General features: G+C 56.8%; 18 protein-coding genes. 11 read left to right on the forward strand and 7 right to left on the reverse strand.

The features are described from left to right. Window positions 1-96 precede the first annotated feature (96 nt). Together NNN71_RS00110 and suhB are read right to left on the reverse strand one after the other, a co-directional pair. Window positions 97-525: an OsmC family protein gene (locus NNN71_RS00110; protein WP_271457627.1), complete on the reverse strand. Its 429-nt coding sequence runs from the start codon at window positions 523-525 to the stop codon at window positions 97-99. A 135-nt stretch (window positions 526-660) separates the two neighbouring features. Continuing rightward, complete coding sequence (suhB, locus tag NNN71_RS00115) at window positions 661-1,464, reverse strand: inositol-1-monophosphatase (protein ID WP_163448286.1); 804 nt, start codon at window positions 1,462-1,464, stop codon at window positions 661-663. A 119-nt stretch (window positions 1,465-1,583) separates the two neighbouring features. Between suhB and trmJ the strand changes: the two genes are divergently transcribed. The 11 genes from trmJ to sseB all read left to right on the forward strand — a co-directional run bounded on the left by trmJ (window position 1,584) and on the right by sseB (window position 10,540). Continuing rightward, window positions 1,584-2,318, forward strand: a complete 735-nt coding sequence (gene trmJ / locus NNN71_RS00120; RefSeq protein ID WP_163448285.1) for a tRNA (cytosine(32)/uridine(32)-2'-O)-methyltransferase TrmJ — start codon at window positions 1,584-1,586, stop codon at window positions 2,316-2,318. 239 nt (window positions 2,319-2,557) lie between these two features. After that, window positions 2,558-3,049, forward strand: coding sequence for a Fe-S cluster assembly transcriptional regulator IscR (gene iscR / locus NNN71_RS00125; protein ID WP_064543514.1), 492 nt, complete (start codon window positions 2,558-2,560; stop codon window positions 3,047-3,049). A 150-nt stretch (window positions 3,050-3,199) separates the two neighbouring features. Then, window positions 3,200-4,414 (forward strand): cysteine desulfurase, encoded by a 1,215-nt coding sequence (iscS, locus tag NNN71_RS00130; RefSeq protein ID WP_035891364.1) that lies wholly within the window; start codon window positions 3,200-3,202, stop codon window positions 4,412-4,414. 25 nt (window positions 4,415-4,439) lie between these two features. Then, window positions 4,440-4,826: a Fe-S cluster assembly scaffold IscU gene (gene iscU, locus NNN71_RS00135; RefSeq protein WP_005120408.1), complete on the forward strand. Its 387-nt coding sequence runs from the start codon at window positions 4,440-4,442 to the stop codon at window positions 4,824-4,826. Between the two features lie 21 nt (window positions 4,827-4,847). Next, complete coding sequence (gene iscA / locus NNN71_RS00140) at window positions 4,848-5,171, forward strand: iron-sulfur cluster assembly protein IscA (protein ID WP_004104506.1); 324 nt, start codon at window positions 4,848-4,850, stop codon at window positions 5,169-5,171. 78 nt (window positions 5,172-5,249) lie between these two features. Then, on the forward strand, window positions 5,250-5,765 hold the full coding sequence (gene hscB / locus NNN71_RS00145) for a co-chaperone HscB (protein WP_064543518.1): 516 nt from the start codon (window positions 5,250-5,252) through the stop codon (window positions 5,763-5,765). 15 nt (window positions 5,766-5,780) lie between these two features. Beyond that, the gene (gene hscA, locus NNN71_RS00150; RefSeq protein ID WP_163448283.1) at window positions 5,781-7,631 is read left to right on the forward strand and encodes a Fe-S protein assembly chaperone HscA; all 1,851 of its coding nucleotides are present in this window, start codon (window positions 5,781-5,783) and stop codon (window positions 7,629-7,631) included. A gap of 1 nt (window position 7,632) precedes the next feature. Further along, window positions 7,633-7,968, forward strand: coding sequence for an ISC system 2Fe-2S type ferredoxin (gene fdx, locus NNN71_RS00155; RefSeq protein ID WP_015963427.1), 336 nt, complete (start codon window positions 7,633-7,635; stop codon window positions 7,966-7,968). A 9-nt stretch (window positions 7,969-7,977) separates the two neighbouring features. Then, on the forward strand, window positions 7,978-8,178 hold the full coding sequence (gene iscX / locus NNN71_RS00160) for a Fe-S cluster assembly protein IscX (RefSeq protein WP_064543522.1): 201 nt from the start codon (window positions 7,978-7,980) through the stop codon (window positions 8,176-8,178). 177 nt (window positions 8,179-8,355) lie between these two features. Then, on the forward strand, window positions 8,356-9,642 hold the full coding sequence (gene pepB, locus NNN71_RS00165; RefSeq protein ID WP_223803129.1) for an aminopeptidase PepB: 1,287 nt from the start codon (window positions 8,356-8,358) through the stop codon (window positions 9,640-9,642). Window positions 9,643-9,763: 121 nt separating this feature from the next. Further along, complete coding sequence (gene sseB, locus NNN71_RS00170) at window positions 9,764-10,540, forward strand: enhanced serine sensitivity protein SseB (RefSeq protein ID WP_249022892.1); 777 nt, start codon at window positions 9,764-9,766, stop codon at window positions 10,538-10,540. Window positions 10,541-10,576: 36 nt separating this feature from the next. Here sseB and timP read toward each other — a convergent pair whose 3' ends face one another. The 5 genes from timP to NNN71_RS00195 form a co-directional block, all read right to left on the reverse strand. After that, complete coding sequence (gene timP / locus NNN71_RS00175) at window positions 10,577-10,699, reverse strand: small toxic inner membrane protein TimP (protein ID WP_271457628.1); 123 nt, start codon at window positions 10,697-10,699, stop codon at window positions 10,577-10,579. A 362-nt stretch (window positions 10,700-11,061) separates the two neighbouring features. After that, window positions 11,062-11,835 carry a MurR/RpiR family transcriptional regulator gene (locus NNN71_RS00180; RefSeq protein WP_163448280.1) on the reverse strand — a complete coding sequence of 258 codons (774 nt, stop codon included), beginning with the start codon at window positions 11,833-11,835 and terminating at the stop codon, window positions 11,062-11,064. Then, the gene (gene sseA, locus NNN71_RS00185; protein WP_271457629.1) at window positions 11,835-12,680 is read right to left on the reverse strand and encodes a 3-mercaptopyruvate sulfurtransferase; all 846 of its coding nucleotides are present in this window, start codon (window positions 12,678-12,680) and stop codon (window positions 11,835-11,837) included. The genes NNN71_RS00180 and sseA overlap by 1 nt, the downstream gene beginning before the upstream one ends. A 73-nt stretch (window positions 12,681-12,753) precedes the next feature. Further along, window positions 12,754-14,118 carry a 6-phospho-alpha-glucosidase gene (locus tag NNN71_RS00190; protein WP_167575239.1) on the reverse strand — a complete coding sequence of 455 codons (1,365 nt, stop codon included), beginning with the start codon at window positions 14,116-14,118 and terminating at the stop codon, window positions 12,754-12,756. 13 nt (window positions 14,119-14,131) lie between these two features. After that, the gene (locus NNN71_RS00195; RefSeq protein WP_249022896.1) at window positions 14,132-15,676 is read right to left on the reverse strand and encodes a PTS transporter subunit EIIC; all 1,545 of its coding nucleotides are present in this window, start codon (window positions 15,674-15,676) and stop codon (window positions 14,132-14,134) included. Window positions 15,677-15,824 lie beyond the last annotated feature (148 nt).

Here is a 15,824-nt window from a genome sequence, read left to right on the forward strand (position 1 = left end):
GTCTGAGCCCGAAAACAGGGCATTGAGGGTAGTTCTTCTGTGGCATACCTCATCTGCGCCTCTTTTATCAGAGGCGCCAGAATCAGCGGTTTCGCGTTAGTTCAACGTATAATCCAGCGTAATTTCCGCTTTTAGCAGCTGCGATACCGGGCAACCGGCTTTCGCTTTCTGGATAATGCCATCGAACTGTTGCGCTTCAATACCAGGGACCGCCACCTTACTTTGCAGCGCGATTTTGGTAATGGCAAAGCCACCGTCGGTTTTATCCAGCGACACGTCCGCCGTGGTATCAATAGAATCTGCGGTATAGCCTGCTTCGCCCAGCATCAATGATAACGCCATCGAAAAACAGGCCGCGTGAGCCGCGCCAATCAGTTCTTCCGGGTTGGTTCCTTTAGCGCCTTCAAAACGGGTATTAAAGCCATAAGGCTGCTGGTTAAGAACGCCACTTTCGGTAGAAACCGTCCCTTTTCCGTGTTTGATATCACCTGACCAGTGTGCGGACCCGTGCTTGTGAATTGTCATGTTCGCTCTCCTTTTGGCTAACAAAAGGCTAAGTATAGACGACGGAATTGGCGGCAACGGGAATAGAGATAATTCTGGGGAAGGGGATAAAAAAGAAGCCCGCGAACGGGCTTCTTAATGACACGCGGTATGAACTTAGCGCTTCAGCGCTTCGCTCAGTTCGTCGCGCATGTTTGCCAGCATGGCTTTCACCACGCGTGGGTTACCGGCAACGATGTTACCGGTCATCATGTAGTTGTGACCGCCAACGAAATCGCAAACCAGCGCGCCCGCTTCACGTGCGATCAGCTCGCCCGCGGCGAAGTCCCACGGCTTCAGGCCGATTTCGAAGTAACCGTCAACGCGCGCAGCGGCCAGGTAGGCCAGATCCAGCGCGGCGGAACCGGAACGGCGGAAGTCCGCGCACTCGGTAAACATTTTGCCGAGGATGTTCATGTAAGCGGTCGCGTGCTGCTTGGCTTTGAACGGGAAACCGGTGGCGATAATGGTGCCATCCAGATCGCGGGCAGTGCTGCCGCGCAGACGGTAACCGTTGAGCTGTGCGCCCTGGCCGCGAGTGGCGGTGAACAGTTCGTTGCGCATCGGATCGTAAACGACAGCCACTTCAGTACGGCCTTTAATGCGTACGGCAATGGAAACAGAGAAGTGTGGCAGACGTTTGATGAAGTTGGTGGTGCCATCCAGCGGATCGATAACCCATTGTACATCCAGATCTTCGCCAACGTGTTCACCGCTTTCTTCGGTGATGATGGTGTGTTGCGGGTAAGATTTGCGAATGGTGTCGATAATTACCGCTTCGGCTGCTTTATCAACGTTGGTCACGAAATCGTTGCTGCCTTTCTGGCTCGCTTCAACAGCTTCTGGCGTTTCGTAGTTTTTGGCAATCAGGTTACCCGCCTTGCGCGCTGCGCGCACGGCGATGTTCAGCATCGGATGCATCAGGTTACTCTCACTGGATGTTAAAGAACGGGAAAACGGCGCATATCATAGCAGCGAATTCGGATTCTGTCTCAGCTTTATGGTAATATGGCCGAATAATCTTTAGACGAAGAATGACAATGCTGCAAAATATCCGAATCGTGCTGGTCGAAACCTCCCATACCGGCAACATGGGCTCCGTTGCCCGCGCTATGAAAACCATGGGTTTAACGAACCTGTGGCTGGTTAACCCGCTGGTGAAACCAGACTCCCAGGCCATCGCCCTGGCGGCAGGCGCCAGCGATGTCATTGGCAGCGCGCAGATCGTCGACACACTCGACGAAGCGCTGGCCGGTTGCAGCCTGGTGGTCGGCACCAGCGCGCGTTCCCGCACTCTGCCGTGGCCGATGCTTGACCCGCGTGAATGCGGCCTGAAAAGCGTCGCTGAAGCTGAACACGCGCCAGTCGCGCTGGTGTTTGGTCGTGAGCGTGTGGGTCTGACTAACGACGAACTGCAGAAATGTCACTATCACGTGGCGATTGCCGCTAACCCGGAATACAGCTCGCTAAACCTGGCGATGGCGGTACAGGTCATTTCTTATGAAGTGCGTATGGCCTGGCTGGCGGCGCAGGAAAGCGCTGAACCGAAGGTGGAACACGAAGAAACACCGTACCCGCTGGTGGACGATCTCGAACGTTTCTACGGTCACCTGGAGCAGACCCTGCTCTCCACGGGCTTCATTCGTGAAAACCATCCGGGGCAGGTGATGAACAAGCTGCGTCGTCTGTTCACCCGCGCGCGTCCGGAAAGCCAGGAGCTGAACATCCTGCGTGGGATTCTGGCGTCTATTGAGCAGCAGAACAAAGGCAAGTAATCGCGTAAATGCCGGATGGCGCTTCGCTTATCCGGCCTACAACTCGAGCGGCCGGTAGGCCGGATAAGCGAAGCGCCATCCGGCAGATCAATACCGCACGGAACGTCAAATACCTGACTAAATCACTCAAGTAAATAGTTGACTGATTTAGTCGGGAATGTCAGACTTGCTCCTGCTATGCAATACCCACAATATTATTAAAAACCCCGGGCAGGGGCGAGTTTGAGGTTAAGTAAGACATGAGACTGACATCTAAAGGGCGTTATGCCGTAACCGCGATGCTGGACGTTGCACTCAACTCCGAAGCGGGCCCGGTGCCGTTGGCTGATATTTCTGAACGTCAGGGAATTTCACTCTCCTATCTGGAGCAGCTGTTCTCCCGTCTGCGTAAAAATGGCTTAGTGTCCAGCGTACGTGGTCCAGGCGGCGGTTATCTGCTGGGTAAAGAAGCAAACCATATCGCCGTTGGCGAAGTGATCAGCGCAGTGGACGAGTCCGTTGACGCGACCCGCTGCCAGGGGAAAGGTGGCTGCCAGGGCGGCGATAAATGTTTGACCCACGCTCTGTGGCGCGATCTGAGCGACCGTCTGACCGGTTTCCTGAACAACATCACCCTTGGTGAACTGGTAAACAACCAGGAAGTTCTGGACGTGTCCGGCCGTCAGCACTCGCACGACACCTCCCGCACGACTCGCGTACAAGACGCAATCGACGTTAAGTTACGCGCATAATCCAACCGCTCTGCTGGGTACTGCGCAGAGCGAGTTATAGATAACAATGAGATTTCAGAGTCAGGCCGGGACACTCTCCCGTCAACGCGGTCGTACATCCAGCCGGTTGCCTGACTCCTTGCATTGAGTGATGTACGGAGTTAAAGAGCAATGAAATTACCGATTTATCTCGACTACTCCGCAACCACGCCGGTGGACCCGCGTGTTGCCGAGAAAATGATGCAGTTTCTGACCCTGGACGGGACCTTTGGTAACCCGGCTTCTCGTTCACACCGTTTCGGCTGGCAGGCTGAAGAGGCGGTAGATATCGCCCGTAACCAGATTGCCGACCTCGTGGGCGCCGACCCGCGTGAGATCGTTTTTACTTCCGGCGCGACAGAATCTGACAACCTGGCGATTAAAGGTGCAGCCAACTTTTATCAGAAAAAAGGCAAGCACATCATCACCAGTAAAACCGAACACAAAGCCGTGCTGGACACCTGTCGTCAGCTCGAGCGTGAAGGTTTCGAAATCACTTACCTGGCACCGCAGCGCAACGGCATTATCGATCTCAAAGAGCTCGAAGCGGCGATGCGTGACGACACCATCCTCGTCTCCATCATGCACGTGAATAACGAAATCGGCGTGGTGCAGGATATCGCGACTATCGGCGAAATGTGCCGTGCGCGCGGCATCATCTATCACGTTGACGCCACCCAGAGCGTGGGCAAACTGCCTATCGACCTGAGCCAGCTGAAAGTTGACCTGATGTCCTTCTCCGGTCACAAAATCTACGGTCCGAAAGGTATCGGCGCGCTGTACGTTCGTCGTAAACCGCGTATCCGTATCGAAGCGCAGATGCACGGCGGCGGTCACGAGCGCGGCATGCGTTCCGGCACCCTGCCTGTTCACCAGATCGTCGGCATGGGCGAAGCTTACCGTATCGCGAAAGAAGAGATGGAGACCGAAATGGCCCGTCTGCGCGGTCTGCGTAACCGTCTGTGGAACGGCGTGAAGGATATGGAAGAGGTTTACCTGAACGGTGACCTTGAGCAGGGCGCACCGAACATCCTCAACGTGAGCTTTAACTACGTTGAAGGCGAATCGCTGATTATGGCGCTGAAAGACCTGGCGGTTTCCTCCGGTTCCGCATGTACTTCCGCAAGCCTTGAGCCATCCTACGTGCTGCGCGCACTGGGCATGACCGATGAGCTGGCGCATAGCTCCATTCGTTTCTCTTTAGGTCGTTTCACTACCGAAGAAGAGATTGACTACACCATCAATCTGGTTCGCAACTCCATTGGCCGTCTGCGCGACCTTTCTCCGCTGTGGGAAATGTTCAAGCAGGGCGTGGATCTGAACAGCATTGAATGGTCACATCATTAATCGGTACCGATAAGGAGAATTCATCATGGCTTACAGCGAAAAAGTAATCGATCATTACGAGAACCCACGTAACGTAGGTTCCTTCGACAACAGCGACGAGAGCGTCGGCAGCGGTATGGTCGGTGCGCCGGCTTGCGGCGATGTGATGAAGTTGCAGATTAAAGTCAACAATGAAGGTATCATTGAAGACGCGCGTTTCAAGACCTACGGCTGCGGTTCCGCCATTGCTTCCAGCTCCCTCGTCACCGAGTGGGTCAAAGGGAAATCCCTGGACGAAGCACAGGCGATTAAAAATACCGATATCGCCGACGAGCTTGAACTGCCGCCGGTGAAAATTCACTGTTCTATTCTGGCAGAAGACGCGATTAAAGCCGCTATTGCGGATTACAAAAGCAAACGTGAAGCAAAATAATTAAGAAGAGTTGAGGTTTTTATGTCGATTACCTTAAGCGACAGTGCAGCAGCGCGAGTCAATACCTTCCTGGCAAACCGCGGTAAAGGGTTTGGTCTGCGTCTGGGCGTCAGAACGTCCGGCTGTTCAGGTATGGCCTATGTACTGGAATTTGTTGACGAGCCGGCGGCAGAAGACACCGTTTTCGAAGACAAGGGCGTGAAGGTGGTCATCGACGGTAAGAGCCTGCAATTTCTTGATGGTACGCAGCTCGACTTCGTCAAAGAAGGTCTCAACGAAGGGTTTAAATTTACTAACCCGAACGTGAAAGACGAGTGTGGTTGCGGCGAAAGCTTTAACGTCTGATTTTGTGTCCTGCCAACCCCACCATAGCGCCACTGCTGTGCGTGGGGTTTGTTTTAAATAGTTAACCCTGAGAACGTCATGGATTACTTCACTCTCTTTGGATTGCCAGCCGGTTATCACGTAGACACTCAGGCCCTCGCGGCACGCTTCCAGGACCTGCAGCGTCAGAATCACCCCGACCGTTTTGCCAGCGCCAGCGAAGCTGAACAGCTCGCGGCGGTCCAGCGATCCGCGAATATCAACCAGGCATGGCAAACGCTGCGTCACCCGCTGACGCGCGCCGAATATCTGCTCTCCCTGCACGGCTTCGATCTGGCCTCCGAACAGCATACCGTACGCGATACCGCGTTCCTGATGGAACAGCTGGAGCTGCGTGAAGAGCTGGACGAGATTGAACAGGCGAAAGACGCTGACCGTCTGGAAGCGCTGCTTAAGCGCATCAAAGCGATGTACAGCCAACGCCAGCAGCAGATGGTGGCGGAACTTGATTCGCAGACGTGGGACGCGGCGGCGGATACCGTACGTAAACTGCGTTTTCTCGATAAACTCCAAAGCAGCGCTGAATTACTCGAAGAAAAGCTGCTCGATTTCTGATTCTGGAAGCTTAACATGGCCTTATTACAAATTAGTGAGCCGGGTCTGAGCGCCGCGCCGCACCAGCGTCGTCTGGCGGTTGGCATTGACTTAGGCACCACCAATTCCCTGGTTGCTACCGTGCGTAGCGGTCAGGCGGAAACGCTGGCCGACAATCAGGGGCGTCACCTGCTGCCTTCTGTTGTGCACTATCAGGCGCAGGGCCACGTGGTCGGCTATGATGCGCGTACCAACGCCGCGCTGGACCCGGCCAACACCATTAGCTCCGTAAAACGCATGATGGGCCGCTCGCTGGCGGATATCCAGACGCGTTACCCGCACTTGCCTTACCAGTTCCAGTCCAGTGAAAACGGCCTGCCAATGCTGGTAACCAACGCCGGTGTACTCAACCCGATCCGCGTCTCGGCTGATATCCTCAAAGCGCTGGCGGCGCGCGCCACCGAAACGCTTGATGGCGAACTCGACGGCGTGGTGATTACCGTTCCCGCTTACTTTGACGATGCACAGCGTCAGGGCACCAAAGACGCCGCGCGTCTGGCTGGCCTGCACGTGCTGCGCCTGCTCAACGAACCGACCGCCGCGGCGATTGCCTACGGCCTCGACTCCGGTCAGGAAGGGGTGATTGCCGTCTACGATCTGGGCGGCGGTACCTTCGATATCTCGATTCTGCGTCTCAGCCGCGGTGTGTTTGAAGTGCTGGCCACCGGCGGAGACTCCGCGCTGGGCGGTGACGATTTCGACCACCTGCTGGCAGATTACATTCGCGAACAGGCAGGCATTGCCGATCGCAGCGACAACCGCGTACAGCGTGAGCTGCTTGATGCCGCCATCGCTGCCAAAATCGCCCTGAGCGATGCCGACAGCGTCACCGTTGAGGTGGCTGGCTGGAAAGGCGAAGTGACCCGCGAACAGTTTAACGATCTGATTTCCGCGCTGGTGAAGCGCACTCTGCTGGCCTGCCGCCGTGCGCTGAAAGATGCGGGCGTGGAAGCCGAAGAGGTGCTGGAAGTGGTGATGGTGGGCGGTTCGACCCGCGTACCGCTGGTGCGCGAGCGCGTGGGCGAATTCTTTGGCCGTACGCCGCTGACCTCCATCGACCCGGATAAAGTGGTGGCGATTGGCGCCGCCGTGCAGGCTGATATTCTGGTCGGCAACAAGCCGGACAGCGAAATGCTGCTGCTCGATGTGATCCCGCTTTCTCTGGGCCTCGAAACCATGGGCGGCCTGGTAGAGAAGGTTATCCCGCGTAACACCACCATCCCGGTGGCCCGCGCGCAGGAATTCACCACCTTTAAAGACGGCCAGACCGCGATGTCCATCCACGTGATGCAGGGGGAACGCGAACTGGTGCAGGACTGTCGTTCGCTGGCGCGCTTTGCGCTGCGCGGTATTCCGGCTCTCCCGGCGGGCGGTGCGCACATTCGCGTCACCTTCCAGGTGGATGCTGACGGTCTGCTGAGCGTCACGGCGATGGAAAAATCCACCGGCGTGGAATCGTCTATCCAGGTGAAACCGTCCTACGGTCTGACCGACGGTGAAATCGCCACCATGATTCAGGATTCCATGAGCTATGCCGAGCAGGACGTGAAAGCACGTATGCTGGCCGAGCAGAAAGTGGAAGCGGCGCGCGTGCTGGAAAGCCTGCACAGTGCGCTTGCCGCCGATGCCGCGCTGTTAAGTGCCGCAGAGCGTCAGGAAATTGACGAGGCCGCTGCGGCGTTGAGCGCGGTAGCTGAGGGCAATGACACTGACGCCATCGAACAAGCCATTAAAAACGTTGACAAACAAACCCAGGAATTTGCCGCTCGCCGCATGGACCAATCCGTTCGTGTCGCGCTGAAAGGCCAATCCGTGGACGAGGTTTAATATGCCAAAGATTGTTTTTCTGCCCCACCAGGACCTGTGCCCGGATGGCGTAGTTGTGGAAGCTGAGACCGGTGAAACCATTCTGGATGCCGCGCTGCGTAGCGGTATCGAGATTGAACACGCCTGTGAAAAATCCTGTGCCTGCACCACCTGCCACTGCATCGTGCGTGAAGGTTTCGACTCGCTGCCAGAAAGCACCGAAGACGAAGACGATATGCTGGACAAAGCCTGGGGGCTGGAACCGGATAGCCGCCTGAGCTGCCAGGCCCGCGTCACGGATGAAGACCTGGTGGTCGAAATTCCGCGTTACACAATTAACCACGCGCGCGAGCACTAAGAGGATAGTATGGGACTGAAGTGGACTGATAGCCGTGAAATCGGTGAAGCGCTTTACGATACCTTCCCGGATACCGATCCGAAAACGGTACGTTTCACCGACATGCACCAGTGGATTTGCGACCTCGAAGACTTTGATGACGATCCTCAGGCATCAAATGAAAAAATTCTTGAGGCAATTCTGCTAGTCTGGTTGGATGAAGCAGAATAATTTTTGCGTCATGATTCGCGCCGCAGGTGCGTTGGCTACGTTCGCTCACCCCAGTCACATAGTTATCTATGCTCCCGGGGATTCGCTCACTTGCCGCCTTCCTGCAACGCGAATCATTTAGCAAAAGATCTAACGGGCTGCCATTCGGCGGCCCGTTTGCTAATAAGGATAAATAAAATGACAGAAGCGATGAAAATTACCCTGTCTACCCAGCCAGCCGATGCGCGCTGGGGTGACAAAGCGGCCTATAGCATTAATGATGAAGGGATTACCCTGCACCTGACCGGCCGCGACGATGCGGGCCTTATCCAGCGCGCGGCGCGTAAAATCGACGGCATGGGCATCAAGCATGTTGCGCTAAGCGGTGAAGGCTGGAACGTTGACCTCGCCTGGGCTTTCTGGGCGGGTTACAAAGGGCCGAAAGGCACCCGTCAGGTTGCATGGCCAGAGCTTGACGATGCGCAACGCCAGGAGCTGGATAACCGTCTGACCTACATCGACTGGGTTCGCGATACCATCAACGCCCCGGCGGAAGAGTTAGGCCCGGAGCAACTGGCGCAGCGTGCGGTAGATCTGCTGTGCGGCGTGGCGTGCGACAACGTCTCTTATCGCATCACCAAAGGTGAAGATCTGCGCGAGCAGGGCTACGCTGGCCTGCATACCGTAGGCCGTGGTTCTGAACGTCCGCCGGTTCTGCTGGCGCTGGATTACAACCCAACGGGCGATAAAGACGCGCCGGTTTACGCCTGCCTGGTCGGTAAAGGTATTACCTTCGACTCCGGCGGCTACAGCATCAAACAGAGCGCATTCATGGACTCCATGAAGTCCGACATGGGCGGCGCGGCGACCGTGACCGGCGCGCTGGCGTTGGCGATCACCCGTGGTCTGAACAAGCGCGTAAAACTGTACCTGTGCTGTGCGGACAACCTGATCAGCGGCAATGCATTCAAGCTGGGCGATATCATCCACTACCGTAACGGTAAAAATGTGGAAGTGATGAACACCGATGCGGAAGGGCGTCTGGTGCTGGCCGATGGCCTGATTGACGCCAGCGCGCAGAAACCGGAGTTGATTATCGATGCGGCGACCCTGACCGGGGCGGCAAAAACCGCGCTGGGTAATGATTACCACGCGCTGTTCAGCTTTGACGATAAGCTGGCTAACCGCCTGCTGGCGAGCGCGAGTGCGGAAAATGAAGCCTTCTGGCGTCTGCCGCTGGCTGAGTTCCATCGTCACCAGCTGCCATCTAACTTTGCTGAACTGAACAACACCGGCAGCGCGGCCTACCCGGCGGGCGCGAGCACGGCGGCGGGCTTCCTGTCCCACTTCGTGGAAAACTATCATGAAGGTTGGCTGCACATCGACTGCTCCGCGACCTACCGTAAAGCTGCCGTTGAGCAGTGGTCGGCGGGCGCGACCGGGCTGGGCGTGCGGACGATTGCTAACCTGTTGACTGCCGAGTAATTTGTTCCCCTCACCCTAACCCTCTCCCCAAAGGGGAGAGGGGACTGTTCGGTTTTCTCCCTCGCCCCTTTGGGGAGAGGGCCGGGGTGAGGGGAAGATACCCATACCTTCTGGAACCACTATGTCCGAAACCAAAAACGAACTCGAAACGCTGCTGGAACAAGCGGCGACGGAACCTGCTCATCGCCCGGCCTTTTTCCGCACCCTGCTGGAGTCTACCGTCTGGGTACCCGGCGCCGCCGCCGATGACCAGCAGGTTGTCGACGACAGCGCCTTAGAGCTACAGCACTGGGAAAAAGATGACGGCACCTCCGTTATCCCGTTCTTCACCTCACTGGAAGCCCTGAAACAGGCGGTAACCATCGAGCAGTCGTTCGTCGTCATGCCAGTACGCTCGCTGTTTGAAATGACCCTCGGCGAGACGCTGTTCCTCAACGCCAAACTGCCGACCGGCAAAGAGTTCACCCCGCGTGAAATCAGCCACCTGATTGGTGAAGAGGGTAACCCGCTGAGCACCCAGGAAGTGCTGGAAGGCGGTAGCGCGCTGCTGCTTTCTGAAGTGGCGGAGCCACCGGCACAGATGGTGGAATCGCTCACCACGCTGTTCAAAACCCTGAAAACGGTCAAACGCGCGTTCCTGTGCTCGATTAAAGAGCATGCGGACGAGCAGCCAAACCTGCTGATCGGCATTGAAGCGGAAGGGGATATCGAAGAGATTATCCACGCCGCGGGCAGCGTCGCCACCGACACCCTGCCGGGTGATGAGCCGATTGATATCTGCCAGGTGGTGGAAGGCGAGAAGGGCATCAGCCACTTTATGCTGGCGCATATTACGCCGTTCTATGAAAAACGCTGGGGCAGCTTCCTGCGCGATTTTAAGCAGAACCGGATTATCTGACCCGAGGAAAGCCGCCCCGAAGGGCGGCATCCTGGCTTACTTGCCCTGCGCGTTGCTTATCACGCTAACAGCGCTGACGGAGTGACTCCGTTCGCTGTCGGTGCGAAGAAACAAGACGGCAGTAACAATCAGCACGATACAGAAGTATCGTCTGTTCATTGCGCGGTCCATGCGAAGACCGCATCACAGCAGCACCGCTGGCGATAATGTTGCGATAGCAAGCGCTATGGTGTGCCTGCATTTACGGCCATGGGACATCCTTTCCCGAAGCCAGCGCCCGTTTGCGAGACGGCGGAAAGGGCCGGGATGGATTATACATCAACAGCCAAATAGTCACTCTTGTTACTACCTTGACTTTGTCCGATTTTAAAGCCACTATGATGCACACTATGGTGTGCCTGCATTGCTTTAGCAATGTAGCTTGCTGGAAAGGCCGCGAACCGGACCAGCACAAAATAACCGCTGTTACAGGCGGTTTTTTTGTGGCTGAAAAACGTGAAATATCCGACGAGCGGGGAAATTTATCCCGTCGCCTCCAGCAGCAGTAAATCCATCAACAGTACCAGATTGGACTCAAATGACGTGATATCCGCCGCTTCGGCGGCAAAATGCGCGGCTTCGTCATACAGCGCAAAATGCAGATCCGCCAGTCCCGCCAGGGTATTGGCGGAGGCGCGGGTGAAGGCGACGACCGTCATGCCCACGTTGCGGGCGATACGCGCTTTATCCAGCACCTGCTCGGTTTCGCCGCTGCGCGACACCGCGATAAACACCTGGTAGCGCGCGGCGTTACTGAGAAAGATGTTCCGGCTATCGCCCGGGCCGGAAATAAAGGCCGTTTTGCCAAGCACCTGCAGCTTTTTCGTCAGGTACTCGGCAAAGAGATAAGAAAATCCTGCGCCATAGAGAAAGAAGCTCTCCTGCTCGCGCAGCAGGCGGGTAAACTGCTGCCGCTTGTCCGCCGTTGCCCACTGAAAAGACTGCTGGTAGTTGGCGATAAAGCGGTTGAACAGTTCGGGAAATTCCGCGCAGGACTCAGTGCGATGCGCCGCAATATGCGGCGTTTCCGCCAGCAGGCTTTTACAGTGCCAGATAAACTCGCTGTAGCCGCTAAAGCCCAGCTTTTGACACAGCCGCATAATGGTTGCCGTGGAGACAAATGTCGCCTGCGCCAGCTGACGGACGGTGATCTTGCCTACCAGCAGCGGATGCTCTGTCAAATGCGCCAGCACCCGATACTCCGCGCGGGTTAAGGACGCTCCGCGCGTCAGCAGCGTTGCCAGGCGATTATCCATTACTGCACAGGCTCTATCGGCAGGTCGGCGCGGGCACCCCATTCACTCCAGGACCCGTCGTACAGGGTTACGTCGTCGGCCTCAAGCGTGGCCAGCGCCAGTGCGACCACCGCCGCCGTCACACCGGAACCGCAGCTCACGATAATCGGCTGATGTAAGTCGACACCCTGACGAGCAAAGATAGCTTCGAGCTGGTCAGTGGTTTTTAGCTCACCGTCCACCACCAGATCGCCCCAGGGCACGTTGCGCGCGCCGGGAATGTGCCCACGACGCAGTCCAGGACGCGGTTCATCAACCTGGGCATTGAAGCGCGGCGCCGGACGGGCGTCGACGATTTGCGCGGAGCCTTCATGGCTGGCCAACAGCACGTCGGTCAGTCGTTTGACTGCTTCGGCATGGAATGTAGACTCAAACTCGCCCTCAGCGCTTTGTACGTCTCCCTGCTCGAGCAGCAGATCGTCGCGCTGCCAGCCGGCCAGCCCCCCGGCCAGAATAGAGACCCGCTCTGCGCCAAAGGTACGCAGCATCCACCACGCGCGCGGTGCGGAGAACAGGTTGCCTTCGTCGTAAATCACCAGGTGTTTATCGCGGCTGACGCCCAGCTCGCGCATGGCGACGGCGAATGCTTCCGGGCGCGGCATCATATGCGGCAGCGGCGAGGTGTGGTCGGAGAGGGCTTCAATATCAAAAAATACCGCGCCCGGCAGATGCCCGGCGCGGTATTCCGCGTGCAGATCGCGATGTTCTTGTCCCGGCGGCGCCATACGGGCGTCGATAATTTGTACTTCCGGGTCATCAACGTGCTCAGCCAGCCAGTCGGCGGCAACAAAAAACGAAGTGGTCATGGTACCCTCCATTGATGAATCATAGAGAGATTGTCGGTGTTTTTGCTCACACCGACAAGCGACCCGCGGTTTATTAGCGCGTTGCCTCACCATTTTGCCAGGCATGTTGCAGCTGCGGCCAGTAATCCCGGTTGGCGACAATCATCTCGTCAAGAATGGCGCGCGCGTGTTCCATTGTCGGCACGGTGCGGTTGAGGGTAAAGGCCTGCAACGCTTTTTCATAGCTGCCCTCAAGCGTGGCTTCAACCAACAGCTGCTCCGAGGCCAGTTGCTGCATCAACAATGTCTGGTGGAACAGCGGCACATTGCCCATCCGCACCGGCTCCGGGCCATTGGCGGTGATGTAGGCCGGGACTTCTACCATCGCATCGTCCGGCAGATTGGCGATGGCGCCCTGGTTTTCGACGATCACTAAATGGCGCTGGCGTAAATCAAAGGCCAGAGACCGGGCCACTTCAACGATAAACTCACCGTGCACGCCAACGTGGAAAGCATCCGGCAGAATACCGGTTTGCTGATACTCCACGGCTGCTGCAAACAGCTTCTTCTCTCGCCCGTCCATCACTTCGTTGGCGCGCGTGTAGTCCGGGTTCTGATGCTCGACGATTTGGTTAGGCATCAGGTAATACTGCAGATACGGGTTCGGCAGATATTCCGGGAAGCAATCCATAATTGGTTTGATATTGCGCCAGGTTTTCACCCATGATGGATCGGCATGCTGCGGGTCCGTTTGCGCGGCGTCTTCGGTCAGCAGGCCGAATTTCGCCACGTGGCGACGTAACTCAGGCAGTTTGTCTTCGCCATCGACCCGAACCTGGGTAAACCAGCCAAAGTGGTTGAGACCAAAGTAATCCACATCGAGCTTGTGGCGGTCGACGCCGAGAATCGCCCCCATATTGCGCATGGCTGCCACCGGCATATCGCAGATATTCAGCACCCGCGCCTGTGGTCGCAGACGGCGAATGCCTTCAGCCACAATCGCCGCCGGGTTGGAATAGTTGACGATCCACGCTTTGGGATCGGCATAGCGCTCAACGAGGTCAATCAGCTCTACCATCGGCAGAATGGTGCGCAGGCCGTAGGCCAGGCCGCCAGGGCCGCAGGTCTCCTGGCCGACCACGCCGTGGCGTAGCGGAATTTTTTCATCCTGCTCGCGCATTTTGTACTGGCCGACACGCATCTGGGCAAAGACGAAGTGCGCGCCGCTAAATGCCGTTTCCGGGCAGGTGGTCACGGTAAATTTGATGCTCTGGCTATGGTCGCGAATCACCTTTTCCACCACCGGGGCGATGGTGTTTTGCCGCGCTTCATCAATATCGTAGAGGCGAATTTCCGCCAGCGGGAAGTCGCTCAGGCGTACCATCAGGCTTTTGACAATGCCCGGCGTGTAGGTGCTGCCACCGCCGGCGATAGCCAGAATAAATGGGGATTTCAACATGTTATAGCCTCCTTCAGAGAAACATCTCAACGGCTTCTCGCATTTTTTTGACGTGCAGCCCGTAGACCACCTGAACGTTATTACCTTGTTTAATAATGCCTTTCGCACCGGTTGCCTTGAGCTGTGGCTCGTTAATTCGTGCGATGTCCTTCACGGTGACGCGCAGCCGGGTGTAGCAGTTATCCACCACCTCAATGTTGTCGCGCCCGCCTAATCCCTCGATGATGCTGGTGCCCAGACCATCGTTATTGCCCTTCGCCTGATACTCCTGCTTGCTGTAGAGCTTCGTTTGCTGGTCATCCTCTTCGCGGCCCGGCGTTTTCATGTTGAAGCGCAGGATCAGGAAGCGGAAGATGACGAAGTAGAGCGCGAACATAATCAGCCCGACCACGATGTACATCGGCCAGTTGGATTTCTCCGTCCCCAGCGGCAGGTTGTAGAGAATAAAATCGATAATGCCGTTGGCCCCGATGGCGTGGACGCCGAACAGCGAGAACAGCATCATGCCGATGCCGGTCAGCACGGCGTGCACCACGAACAGTAGCGGCGCGACGAACAGGAAGGAAAACTCAATCGGCTCGGTCACGCCGACCAGCATTGATGTCAGCGCCGCTGGGATCAAAATGGCTTTCGCCGCGGCTTTGCGTTCCGGTTTCGCGGTGACATACATCGCCAGCGCGGCGGCAGGTAAGCCGAACATTTTGCTGATGCCGCGCGCGTCCCACACCACGGTACTGCTCAACTGTTTGACGTCAGGGCAGGCCATTTCAGCGAAGTAGATATTGCGCGCGCCCTGGTACAGGTTGCCGCAGACCTCGTGCGAACCGCCCAGTTCGGTATACAAAAATGGGGTATAGACCAGGTGGTGCAGGCCGGTTGGCACCAGAATACGTTCGAGGAAACCGTAAATCGCCACCCCGAACGGGCCGGAGCCTTTAATCGCCAGCGCCAGCGCGCTGATACCGTGCTGCGCCCATGGCCAGAGTTCGCTCATCACCACGCCAAGGATAATCGCCACCGGCAGAATGATGATGGTGACAAAACAGTGACCGGAGTAGATAGCCATCGCCCCGGAGAACTGCACGCCGGAGTAACGGTTGTAGAGATACCCGGTGAGCGCGCCGGTGAGGATCCCGGCGAAAACGCCCATCTCCAGCACCTGTACGCCCAGCACCATACTTTGCCCGGCGGTGCGCATCTGGTCAGCCGGGGCCAGTTCGCCCTGCCATTGCAGCGTGAAGTTCATGGCGTTGATAAACACAATAAACGTCACCAGCCCCAGCAGAGCGGCATAGCCTTTATCGCGAGCGGCGAGGCCGATGGGAATACCGACAGCAAAGATCATCGCCAGATTCACCAATAGCGAAACGGCGGATTTGGCGATCAGCTGCCCCAGATGCTGGACCGCAGAGTAGCCCAGAAAAGGGACGTACTCTGCAAGACTGCCGTTGCCCAGCACGTTGCCGAAGGCGATAAACAGCCCGACAATCGGCAGAATCAGGACCGGGCCGTAGAGGGATTTACCAAAATTTTGTAGGGCATTAACGGCTCTTTTCATTATTTTCTCCAACGTTGAACCGCGTAGATGAGACCTCATGACCGGCAAAAGGTAGCAGCAGAAGGGCGGGGGAATCCAGCTATCTTATTGTTTTAAAAACAAAGTACGCATAACGTTACATGTTACGTTATGAGTTGTGATCGCAGTA

The organism is Kluyvera sp. Awk 3, from assembly GCF_028069715.1.
In the GTDB taxonomy this organism is placed as follows: Bacteria; Pseudomonadota; Gammaproteobacteria; order Enterobacterales; family Enterobacteriaceae; genus Kluyvera; species Kluyvera georgiana_A.

What these genes read in the sequence shown, in the direction of transcription:
- NNN71_RS00110 (WP_271457627.1), bottom strand. Translation starts at nt 525, where the DNA reads ATGACAATTCACAAGCACGGGTCCGCACACTGGTCAGGTGATATCAAA.
- suhB (WP_163448286.1), bottom strand. Translation starts at nt 1,464, where the DNA reads ATGCATCCGATGCTGAACATCGCCGTGCGCGCAGCGCGCAAGGCGGGT.
- trmJ (WP_163448285.1), top strand. Translation starts at nt 1,584, where the DNA reads ATGCTGCAAAATATCCGAATCGTGCTGGTCGAAACCTCCCATACCGGC.
- iscR (WP_064543514.1), top strand. Translation starts at nt 2,558, where the DNA reads ATGAGACTGACATCTAAAGGGCGTTATGCCGTAACCGCGATGCTGGAC.
- iscS (WP_035891364.1), top strand. Translation starts at nt 3,200, where the DNA reads ATGAAATTACCGATTTATCTCGACTACTCCGCAACCACGCCGGTGGAC.
- iscU (WP_005120408.1), top strand. Translation starts at nt 4,440, where the DNA reads ATGGCTTACAGCGAAAAAGTAATCGATCATTACGAGAACCCACGTAAC.
- iscA (WP_004104506.1), top strand. Translation starts at nt 4,848, where the DNA reads ATGTCGATTACCTTAAGCGACAGTGCAGCAGCGCGAGTCAATACCTTC.
- hscB (WP_064543518.1), top strand. Translation starts at nt 5,250, where the DNA reads ATGGATTACTTCACTCTCTTTGGATTGCCAGCCGGTTATCACGTAGAC.
- hscA (WP_163448283.1), top strand. Translation starts at nt 5,781, where the DNA reads ATGGCCTTATTACAAATTAGTGAGCCGGGTCTGAGCGCCGCGCCGCAC.
- fdx (WP_015963427.1), top strand. Translation starts at nt 7,633, where the DNA reads ATGCCAAAGATTGTTTTTCTGCCCCACCAGGACCTGTGCCCGGATGGC.
- iscX (WP_064543522.1), top strand. Translation starts at nt 7,978, where the DNA reads ATGGGACTGAAGTGGACTGATAGCCGTGAAATCGGTGAAGCGCTTTAC.
- pepB (WP_223803129.1), top strand. Translation starts at nt 8,356, where the DNA reads ATGACAGAAGCGATGAAAATTACCCTGTCTACCCAGCCAGCCGATGCG.
- sseB (WP_249022892.1), top strand. Translation starts at nt 9,764, where the DNA reads ATGTCCGAAACCAAAAACGAACTCGAAACGCTGCTGGAACAAGCGGCG.
- timP (WP_271457628.1), bottom strand. Translation starts at nt 10,699, where the DNA reads ATGAACAGACGATACTTCTGTATCGTGCTGATTGTTACTGCCGTCTTG.
- NNN71_RS00180 (WP_163448280.1), bottom strand. Translation starts at nt 11,835, where the DNA reads ATGGATAATCGCCTGGCAACGCTGCTGACGCGCGGAGCGTCCTTAACC.
- sseA (WP_271457629.1), bottom strand. Translation starts at nt 12,680, where the DNA reads ATGACCACTTCGTTTTTTGTTGCCGCCGACTGGCTGGCTGAGCACGTT.
- NNN71_RS00190 (WP_167575239.1), bottom strand. Translation starts at nt 14,118, where the DNA reads ATGTTGAAATCCCCATTTATTCTGGCTATCGCCGGCGGTGGCAGCACC.
- NNN71_RS00195 (WP_249022896.1), bottom strand. Translation starts at nt 15,676, where the DNA reads ATGAAAAGAGCCGTTAATGCCCTACAAAATTTTGGTAAATCCCTCTAC.